Here is a 5,717-nt window from a genome sequence, read left to right as displayed (position 1 = left end):
CTAAGCGAGCAAAGACGGTTAACGCTAAGACGCTAAGCGAGCAAAGACGGTTAACGCTAAGACGCTAAGCGAGCAAAGACGGTTAACGCTAAGACGCTAAGCGAGCAAAGGCGCAGAGCGACGGAACGCTAAGACGCTAAGACGCTAAGCACGCCGAGGGTGCAAAGATCTGTGGGTGATGACCATTTTCTGTGCCCTCGGCGGTGAGCACTCATCTCCTCACCCCCGCTGGGGTTGAAGGGACGGGGCGAGGGCTTTCCGCCCTAGTGAGAGCGGGAACCCACCCCAATATCGGCAATCAACTTACAACCGGCAGATCCACTACCTCGATATTCTCAAGCCCGCCGTAGATCGTCCACCATGGCTTCGCACCTTTCGCCAGCGTCTCGTTAAGTGCAGTAATATTCGCAACGCCGCGATCCTCAAGCCATGCCTCAAGGGCAGCCAGACCCTGCTGGGCATAGACCGGAATACCATCTTGCCACGTCGCCCGACCACACAACACACCGGCAAAGGGTGTACCGGCTTCGGCGGCAAGTTCGAGTGTCTCACGGAAAACTTCGTCGGATACACCGGCGCTCAGGTAGATGAACGGCTTGCGGGCAGCATCAGCAGCCTGCCGGAAATACTCCTTCGCCTCTTCACGGCTGTAGGCCTTTTGACCGCTAAACACCCGCATCCCCTCGACAAATTTCACATTCACCGGCACTTCGACCTTAAGTACGTCAACACCGTACTGCGGTTTCGAGAACTCTGCCATATAGGCGGTCACATACTTCGGTTTGACGAGGGCGAATTCAAAGCTCTTTTCATCACCGACTGTATCATCGTAAGCAATTGGCTCGAGGAAGAAGGGAATATCGTTCGCGGCACACTCGGCACCTACCCGCTCGATAAAGGCGTGTTTAATCTCGTTGATAGCCGGATCATCGAAGGGATTGTAGTAAAGCAGAATCTTGATCGCGTTAGCGCCAGCTTCTTTCAAGCGACGCACACTCCACACATCGAGCAGGTCGGGTAAACGACCACGCACCGAGGCGTCGTAGCCGGTCTTCTCATAGGCCAGCAAGACACCGGTACCTGGAGCACGTTGGGCAATTGCCGGCAAACCGTATTCTGGGTCCATCAGAATCGCACTCGCATAACGGGTCAGAATACGAGTAACGGCCGTCTTGAACACGGTTAAATCCTCACTTGACGCATCGGCGCCGCGAGCTTTAGCAATCGCCTTTTTGAGCGAACCACGCTGATCCATCGCTGCGGCAGCAATAATACCGTTGTCATCAGCACAGGCTTTGATCCCCTCGAATTTACCGCGCGTCATCTTGACTGTAGCCATCGATAAAACTCCTTGTGCAAACAATCGCGTACTAACCAGGATAATAAGCTGTGAACGAAGGTAGCTAGCAAACACAAGCTGGGAAAGAGCAGAGCGGTAGCACCTTTATTATAACCGATTCACTTCCAAGGCTGATAAAATATGGTACAATTGAAGCGTATTTCCCCAATCTCGATGGGAATAGGCACGGGGAGGTTCTATGAAACAGGTATTCGGCGTTTTTACCTTTCTTCTAGGGCTGATTATCGGCCTGATCGGTGGTGCAGCATTATTAGCCTATGCCTATCAGGCAGCAGGTCTGTACCCACCTGACGACGCAACCATTAAGTTTATTGCTCGCGAGCGGGGCTGGCTCCGCGATGATGTGTAGGGTATGGTAAGGAATTGCGGTGAAGACTATAACCTTCACCGCTCAGTTAGACAGCTCATCTGTTGATCTCCCCGATCGGTAGAGGGCGCACAAGGAGGTGCAATTTGGACAAGATCTGGTTGTCGTACTACGAGCCGGGTGTGCCGAAATCGCTGACGTATCCTGAGATCACGCTCAGCGACATGCTGAGCAACAGCGCCAAGACGTATGCCGACCATACTGCAACCAATTTCGTCTTACGCTATCTGCTCGGTGGACGATTCACAGTTGGCGGTAAGTTAACGTATCGGCAGTTGAACGAAAAAGTAGACCGAATGGCCACCGCGCTCTACCAGCTCGGGGTGCGCAAAGGGGATAGAGTGGCGGTGATGTTACCCAACTCGACGCATTACATTATCACATTCTTTGCGTGTATGCGGTTGGGTGCGATTGTGGTGAATACAAACCCAACCTACACCGGGCGCGAATTGCAGCACCAGTTGCACGATTCAGGCGCTGAGACGATTGTGCTGCTTAATTTGTTTTGGCCGCGGTTACGCGAAGTACGTGCCGAGACGCCGGTGAAGCGGGTGATCGTAGCCCATATCTTCGACACTCTTGGTTTTCCCTCAAACTTTCTGGTAAAGAGTTCGCAGAAGAAGACGCCGGAGTGGGTTGATGTGATGCCTGAGCAGGACATCTTCTTCTTCCAACACCTGCTCGAAAAATATGGCCCTACCCCACCGAAGGTGAACTTGACTCCCGACGAGATTGCGCTCTTCCAATACACCGGCGGAACGACCGGTCTCCCCAAGGCGGCGATGTTAACCCATCGCAATCTCGTCGCGAACACCGTACAGGTAGCAGCCTGGCTGACGCGCGGCCAGCCCGGTGGCGAAAAGATGATGGCGGCGATCCCCTTCTTCCATGTTTATGGCATGACAGTGGCAATGCTGTACAGCATCCACATCGGAGCTGAGATTGTCATCGTGCCTAGCCCACGCCCTATCGACAATGTCATGACGGTTATTCAGCGCGAGCGATGCACACTCTTCCCCGGTGTCCCGGCGATGTACATTGGCATTATCAACCATCCGAAGGTTAACGAATACGATCTGCGTAGTGTGAAAGCGTGTATTAGCGGATCGGCGCCATTGCCAATGGATGTGCAAGAGAAGTTCGGCCAACTGACCGGTGGTCGCCTCGTTGAGGGCTTTGGCATGACCGAGGCTAGCCCGGTGACGCATTGCAATCCGGTCTTTGGTGAGCGGCGTGCCGGTAGTATCGGTATCCCATTGCCCGACACCGAGGCAAAGGTTATCGATCTCGATACCGGTCGTGAGATTGAGCCGGGAAGCGACGAGACCGGTGAGCTATGCGTGCGCGGACCACAGGTGATGAAGGGATATTGGCAACGACCTGACGAGACGGCGAAAACCATTGATGCTGATGGTTGGCTGCATACCGGCGATATTGCCCGCGTCGATAAAGACGGCTACTTCTACATCGTTGATCGCAAGAAGGATATGATCAACGTCGGCGGTCTCAAGGTGCTGCCGCGCGATGTCGAGGAAGTACTCTTCATGCACCCCAAGGTGATGGAGGCAGTGGTCGTCGGCATTCCACATCCGCAGCGCGGTGATGATACGGTGAAAGCATTTATTGTGCCGAAGCCGGGTGAGCAGCCGACGGTTGAAGAGATTAAGGAGTTCTGTAAGCTGCACCTTGCCCCATACAAGGTGCCGCGCGAGGTCGAGTTCCGCACCGAGCTGCCCAAGACGCTGGTCGGCAAGGTGTTGCGCCGCGTACTGGTCGAGGAAGAAAAGGCCAAGCAGAAAGCGACGGTGGCAATTACGTAAGATGGTTTTGTGGCCCTCACCTCCCAGCCTCCTCTCCCGCACAGCGGGAGAGGAGGTGTTTTTCTCTGCGCCTTTGCGTGAGGTCCCTCATCCTTCTACCCTATGACAACGATGTGAGGTGGGTGTAAGGCCCGCATCCCTCGGCTCCCTTTTGCGGATACAGGCGAGTAACGAAGATTTCGCGCTGCGCTCGAAATGATAGGGGGCGTGATTGGCAACAGAAGCGCTTGAAGCGGTATGCTATAATGTACGCTAACTTAAGGAATATCTTGGATAGGACATTCCAACAAAAGTATCAGATTGACAAAGGGTCACCGTATATCTACGTACATCCTAAACGAGTCTTGGCGTGGCATGGCGAAAGACTAACGACAATGACTCTTGGTTGTTCGACGAGTGACGTTGAAAAGCGAAACTGGACAAGATCGCCACCGGCCGAAATGCATTCGGTATTGTCAGACACCCCTTGGTATAAACCACACGTTCCGAGAACTGGATCGCCTCATACGTATGGTTTGGAGTAATAATTATGACACTACCTTTAAATCAGATTATTGAAGGCGACTGCGTAGAAATACTTACTATGTTACCAGAAAAATCCATTGATCTTATTTTTGCTGATCCCCCCTATAATTTACAGCTACAAAACGAACTACATCGACCAAATATGACGAAAGTTGATGCTGTAGCTGACGACTGGGACAAGTTCGAGTCGATGCAAGCATATGATGAGTTTACTCAAACGTGGTTAACGGCTTGTAAGCGAGTCTTGAAACCGACCGGCACCATTTGGGTTATTGGAACGTACCATAATATCTTTCGAGTTGGGGCCATTATGCAGGATTTAGGGTTCTGGATCCTTAATGATGTTATCTGGATAAAAATAAATCCGATGCCTAATTTTCGTGGTGTCCGTTTTACCAATGCCCATGAAACCCTTATTTGGGCAAGTACCGGCAAAGATGCAACATATACGTTCAACTATTACGCGATGAAAGGGTTGAACGATGAAAAGCAAATGCGTTCTGACTGGTGGCTTTTACCATTAGCGACAGGAGCGGAACGGGTAAAAAATGAAAATGGTGATAAGGCCCATTCCACTCAAAAGCCGGAGGCTTTGCTTTATCGGGTGATTTTGTCATCCAGCAATCCCGGGGATGTTATTCTTGACCCATTTTTTGGAAGTGGAACAACGGGTGTTGTAGCCAAACGCTTGCATAGAAATTGGATTGGAATAGAAAAGGAGAAACGATACATCCAGATTGCGCAAAATCGTATTAACGCAGTTCAACCAGAAATGCATGACGCTGCAACTTTTGACGTAAAGAGCAAAGCCAAATCTGCTCCTAAAGTGGAGTTTTCGGTTCTGGTCGAACATGGGTATTTGCAGCCTGGGCAAAGATTGTTTTTTGGTAAAGACAAAACTAAAGTGGCCACAATCAAACCAGATGCGCGGCTTCGCACCGCAGATGGCTATGAAGGCAGTATCCATAAAGCAGGTAGTCACTATATGAGCAATGCGCCCTGTAATGGATGGGAGCATTGGTTTGTAGAAGTTGATGGCCAAATGATCAGTCTTGGCGAAGTGAGAGAGAAGTTTCGGGTAGAAAAGGGCCTTTACAATGAGCGATCATGTTAAAGAAAGCTTTGCCAGCCGCTTACAGCAATGCTTGTGAATAGTATGTCGGTACAGATGAGGGGTAACAACAGTATCAGCGGATGGTGTTTCGCGCTACCACTGAATGCCGAGCGTCAGGCGACTTACCACGCAGAGGATTACCAATGAGTGATAAGCGATTCCGCCTATTCAAGCCCATGACGTCAGACCAACTGCGTAAGAACGATAGGGTTCTCTTGGTTATCCTAGCGATTGGTCTCTTCTTTCTTCTCAGAGACTTCTACCTCTCTGCCGCAAAAGATATTCCCACCCTAGGCGTTATCGGGTATATGACAGGACCAATATTCACCCCCAAGCTCTCAGAGATTCTTTTGCTCGTGTTCTGGATGCCAGTTGTTTGGGTTTCCAATTACGAACTGGCGGGGGTATACCCGAACAAAATGCCTCCTGTTCGGTATTACCGTATATTGCGTTATTTTCTTCTAGTTGCTCCTATCCAAGTTGTGCTTGCAACCTATGCCTGGACAATTGTAAATCTAGGCACCAGTCCGT

5 protein-coding genes are annotated in these 5,717 nt (G+C 51.1%); 4 read left to right on the top strand and 1 reads right to left on the bottom strand.

What is annotated here, in order from left to right; genetic code table 11:
* Positions 1-298 precede the first annotated feature (298 nt).
* Complete coding sequence (locus ACP5OT_RS17545) at positions 299-1,339, bottom strand: tagatose 1,6-diphosphate aldolase (RefSeq protein ID WP_424677493.1); 1,041 nt, start codon at positions 1,337-1,339, stop codon at positions 299-301.
* Between the two features lie 199 nt (positions 1,340-1,538).
* On the opposite strand from ACP5OT_RS17545, the gene ACP5OT_RS17540 reads away from it, so the two are divergent.
* The 4 genes from ACP5OT_RS17540 to ACP5OT_RS17525 all read left to right on the top strand — a co-directional run.
* Positions 1,539-1,709 (top strand): hypothetical protein, encoded by a 171-nt coding sequence (locus ACP5OT_RS17540; RefSeq protein WP_015942037.1) that lies wholly within the window; start codon positions 1,539-1,541, stop codon positions 1,707-1,709.
* Between the two features lie 104 nt (positions 1,710-1,813).
* The gene (locus tag ACP5OT_RS17535) at positions 1,814-3,547 is read left to right on the top strand and encodes a long-chain-fatty-acid--CoA ligase (protein ID WP_424677492.1); all 1,734 of its coding nucleotides are present in this window, start codon (positions 1,814-1,816) and stop codon (positions 3,545-3,547) included.
* A gap of 529 nt (positions 3,548-4,076) precedes the next feature.
* A complete protein-coding gene (locus tag ACP5OT_RS17530) occupies positions 4,077-5,186 on the top strand; it encodes a site-specific DNA-methyltransferase (RefSeq protein ID WP_428113820.1) in 1,110 nt (369 codons plus the stop codon).
* 143 nt (positions 5,187-5,329) lie between these two features.
* On the top strand, positions 5,330-5,717 hold a 388-nt coding region (locus tag ACP5OT_RS17525), incomplete at its 3' end, for a hypothetical protein (RefSeq protein ID WP_428132875.1).

Source organism: Chloroflexus sp. (assembly GCF_049970315.1).
In the GTDB taxonomy this organism is placed as follows: domain Bacteria; phylum Chloroflexota; class Chloroflexia; order Chloroflexales; family Chloroflexaceae; genus Chloroflexus.
Note: the sequence above shows the minus strand (reverse complement) of the source record. Positions and strands in the feature narration are given on the sequence as shown.

Bases quoted from the DNA above. Each gene is read 5' to 3' on its own strand.
- ACP5OT_RS17530 (WP_428113820.1), top strand. From the start codon at position 4,077: ATGACACTACCTTTAAATCAGATTATTGAAGGCGACTGCGTAGAAATA.
- ACP5OT_RS17540 (WP_015942037.1), top strand. From the start codon at position 1,539: ATGAAACAGGTATTCGGCGTTTTTACCTTTCTTCTAGGGCTGATTATC.
- ACP5OT_RS17545 (WP_424677493.1), bottom strand. From the start codon at position 1,339: ATGGCTACAGTCAAGATGACGCGCGGTAAATTCGAGGGGATCAAAGCC.